We start from the raw sequence: 4004 nt of genomic DNA on the forward strand, positions 1-4004 counted from the left end.
CCCCCCCCCCCCCCCCCACTACCACGGTCCGTCCTCAGAAGTCCTGCTGCAGGCTCAGGTAGGCGCCGCGACGCGGGCCCCATTGCGGGGCGAACACGCCGACGCCGCCACCATCGCGCAGCTGGTAGCTGCGATCCAGTGCGTTGATCAACGCCAGCTGCACATGCAGCGGATGGCCGCTGTCGGCGTTGAAGTCGTGGCCTGCGCTGAGGTTGACCTGCAGGTATGACGGCAATTCGCCGCCATTGGGTACGCCCTCGATGTCCGAACGCAGCCCGCTGCCGAACACGTAGTTGGCGCCAATCCGGTTGTGGCCGGCGAAGGCATAACTGAAGCCACCCGACGAGGTCAGCTTCTGGTCGTGGTCGAGGTGGATCCAGTGGTCAGCCACGTAGGCCAGGGCCTCCGGGTCCAGGTTGTACTGCCCGGTGATGACGTCGGTACCGATGGCCTTGTTCAGGGCGGCATTGAAGTAGGCGCTGAACGGCCCGTTGCTGTAGTCGGCGCTGAACTCCAGGCCGCGGATGTGGCCGCGGCGGTAGTTGAACGTGGAATAGATGTAGGCGGCGCCGAACTGGCCTTCGTCCTGCAGGCGCGCGACGCGGCGGTCGTACGCATCAAGGCCCAGCGTGAGGTGTTCACCGAGCTGCTGCGAGACGCCGATGTCGTAGTAGTCGCTGCGTTCGGCCAGCGGAATGGTGTTGCCGCCACTGGGCTGCTGGTTGGTGGTGCCGTCGTAGAGCGCGATATCGCTGCTGGCGATCAGCTCGCTGGCCGGCGGGGTGAAGTAGCGTGAATAACCGGCATGCACGGTGGTGCTGTCGCTGGCATTCCAGACCACGCCCACGCGCGGGCTGAGCTGGCCCTCGGTGCGCCCAAAGGCCTTGTAGCGGTCACCGCGCAGGCCGTAGTTGACGGTCCAGTCGTCGCCGATCTTCCATTCGTCCTGCACGTACAGCGCCAGCGTGCTGGCGTGGAAGGCGCTGCGATCGGGAATCAGCAGCGGCGTGGTGCTGGACTGCTGGCCCGCGTCGTCAACCGGGAACACCCAGCTGTTGTTGCTGGCCCGCGCGTTCTCGTAGTTGCCGTACAGGCCGTAGCGCAGCGTGTGGTCGTTGCCCAGCGGCGTGGAGAAGTCGGCCTGCAGGGTGTTGGCGCGGTTGCTGCGCTGGACCTGTGAGGCGACGCCGCTGAACACCAGATCGCCCACCACGTCCGGGTTGAATCCCACATCGCTGTAACGCTGGCCGGCCGAGAGCTGGTAGGCGGTGCTGCCAAGCGTGCCCTGCAGCACCAGCATGCCGAAGCGGGTGGTCTCGCGTTGGGTCTCGTCCAGCTGGCTGGAGTCGAAGGTGGTGGTGTCGAGGTAGCCGAACTGCGGTGTCTGGCCCGGATTGACCGGGATCTGGAAGCGGTTGTTGGCGAAGCCGGCGAACACGCTCAGGCGGGTGTTGTCGTTGACCAGGTAGGTCAGGTCGGCGAAGGCCTTCCCTTGGTGGGTGTCGTCGTGCAGCGGTTTGCGGGAGCTGGTCGGATTCTCCAGACCGACCTCGTTCTGGTCGTAGTTGCCGGTCAGGAACCAGCTCCAGCGGCCCTGGTTGCCCCACCAGGAGGTATTGGGATTGATCTTGCCAAACGAGCCGGCAGTGAGCCCCGCGCTGCCGCCGTTGCCGAGTTCGGCGCCATTGCGCGTGGTGATGTCGACCACCGCTGCGGTGCGCTCGCCGAACTGCGCCGGCAGTGCCCCGTCCATCAGGCGGATGCTCTTGATGGTGCGCGCATCCAGGGTCTGGCCAAAGCCGGAGATCGACTCGGGCAGCAGCACGCCGTTGATGCGGTACTGCAGGTTGGCGTGGTCGCCGCGCACATGCACGCCGCCGTACGAATCCTGGACCACGCCCGGCGCCTGCAACAGCACCTGGCTGAGTGGCGAAGACGCACCCAGCGGCTGCTTCTGGATGTCCTCGGCGGTGATCTGGTACTGGCTGCTGCCGATATCCGGCGACAGCGTGTTGCGGGCCTGGTCGAGCTGGGCGTGGACGGTCACCGCGTCCAGATCCTTGACCGACGTGGAGGCGTCGTCGGCCACCGCGGCGAAGGCAGGCAGGCTGGCCAAGGCCAGGGCGAGGGTGATGCCGGTAGCGAGCAGGGAGGGCTTCATGGCGATGGGCTGTGGAAGGGGCCGGTCGGAGGATGTGGGGTGTTACTTCGTAACAGTGCGTGGCGAATCATGCGCCTGTGCGGACGGTTGCGGCCATGCGGCTTTTGGCCGATCGCGATGCCCTTTCCCTGTCGTTCAGTCATGTGCAGGCGCAGTCCGGCCCTTTGCGACAACGGTCGGCTCTGCGACCATGAACGTCCCCCACCTCCGGAAGTCTGCAATGAGCCTGTCCGCCGTTTCGCCCGTTCCCGATCCTGCCGCGACCGCCGCTGGCGCTGCCTGGTCGCCGGAGAGCTGGCGTGGCAAGACCGCGCTGCAGATGCCGACCTACCCCGACCCGGTGGCGCTGGATGCGGCCCTGCATGAACTGAAGCGGCTGCCGCCGCTGGTCACCTCGTGGGAGATCCTGGCGTTGAAGCAGCAGCTGGCCGAGGCGCAGGAGGGCAAGCGCTTCCTGTTGCAGGGCGGCGACTGCGCCGAGAATTTCAGCGACTGCGAATCGGGCACCATTTCCAACCGCCTGAAGGTGCTGCTGCAGATGAGCCTGGTGCTGGTGCACGGCCTGCGCCAGCCGGTGATCCGCGTCGGCCGTTTCGCCGGCCAGTACGCCAAGCCGCGTTCGGCCGATACCGAGACCCGCGACGGCGTGACCCTGCCCAGCTACCGCGGTGATGTGATCAATGCACCGGCGTTCACCGAAGCGGCGCGCCTGCCGGACCCGAAGCGGATGCTGCAGGCCCACGCGCATTCGGCGATGACGATGAACTTCGTGCGGGCGCTGATCGATGGCGGCTTCGCCGACCTGCACCACCCCGAGTACTGGAACCTGGAGTGGGTAAGCCACTCGCCGCTGGCCGCCGAGTACCAGAAGATGGTGGCCTCGATCGGCGATGCGGTGCACTTCATGGAGACCCTGGCCGGGGCCCGCGTGCACAACCTCAACCGCATCGATTTCTACACCTCGCACGAAGCGCTGCTGCTGCCCTACGAGCAGGCGTTGACCCGGCAGGTGCCGCGCCAGCAGGGCTGGTTGAACCTGAGCACGCATTACCCGTGGATCGGCATGCGCACCGCCGCGCTCGATGGCGCGCACGTGGAATACCTGCGTGGCGTGCGCAACCCGATCGCGATCAAGGTGGGCCCGTCGGTGACGCCGGACCAGCTGCTGCGCCTGATTGATGTGCTCAACCCGCATGATGAACCTGGCCGCCTGAGCTTCATCCACCGCATGGGTGCGGCACAGATTGCCGAGAAGCTGCCGCCGCTGCTGGATGCGGTCAAGCGCGACGGTCGCCGCGTGCTGTGGGTATGCGATGCGATGCATGGCAATACCGAGAGCACTGCCAACGGGTTCAAGACGCGTCGCTTCGACAATGTGCGCGGCGAGGTTGAGATGTCGTTCGACCTGCATGCGGCCGCAGGCACGCGCCTGGGTGGCGTGCACCTGGAGCTGACCGGCGAGGATGTGACCGAGTGCACCGGTGGCGCGCGCGAGTTGACCGAGCGCGATCTGGAGCGTGCGTACCGTTCGACGGTGGACCCGCGGTTGAACTACGAGCAGTCGCTGGAGATCGCGATGGCGATCGTGCGCAAGCAGGAGCAGGTCAGGTAGGTTTTTCTGCAGGGCTTGCAGCCCTGCACCTGCTGCAATCAACGGCAACGTCACAAGCTGCAGCGACATTCCGTGGTTTGGTGGGGCGGTGTCGGAGTGCGGGGACGCCGCAAGTACGTCCTTGTAGGCTTGGCAGCCGCTTGCTCGTGTGCGCGTTCCTGCGCACACGGCAAGACCGGGGTTGGGCGTCCTGCCCAACCCGCCCGAGGCATGCCTCGGGCCCATGCGGCT

Annotated in this window: 2 protein-coding genes; one reads left to right on the top strand and one right to left on the bottom strand. The window is 66.5% G+C overall.

Annotation, left to right across the window (positions count from 1 at the left end):
• Positions 1–34: 34 nt before the first annotated feature.
• A complete protein-coding gene (locus ACMZPQ_RS22105; RefSeq protein ID WP_197584233.1) occupies positions 35–2161 on the bottom strand; it encodes a TonB-dependent receptor in 2127 nt (708 codons plus the stop codon).
• A 220-nt stretch (positions 2162–2381) separates the two neighbouring features.
• On the opposite strand from ACMZPQ_RS22105, the gene ACMZPQ_RS22110 reads away from it, so the two are divergent.
• Complete coding sequence (locus tag ACMZPQ_RS22110) at positions 2382–3773, top strand: class II 3-deoxy-7-phosphoheptulonate synthase (protein WP_008265113.1); 1392 nt, start codon at positions 2382–2384, stop codon at positions 3771–3773.
• Positions 3774–4004: the final 231 nt, after the last annotated feature.

The sequence above is a fragment of the Stenotrophomonas maltophilia genome (assembly GCF_047497515.2).
Lineage (GTDB): Bacteria > Pseudomonadota > Gammaproteobacteria > Xanthomonadales > Xanthomonadaceae > Stenotrophomonas.

Coding starts and splice junctions, on each gene's coding strand:
- ACMZPQ_RS22110 (WP_008265113.1), top strand. CDS start 2,382: ATGAGCCTGTCCGCCGTTTCGCCCGTTCCCGATCCTGCCGCGACCGCC.
- ACMZPQ_RS22105 (WP_197584233.1), bottom strand. CDS start 2,161: ATGAAGCCCTCCCTGCTCGCTACCGGCATCACCCTCGCCCTGGCCTTG.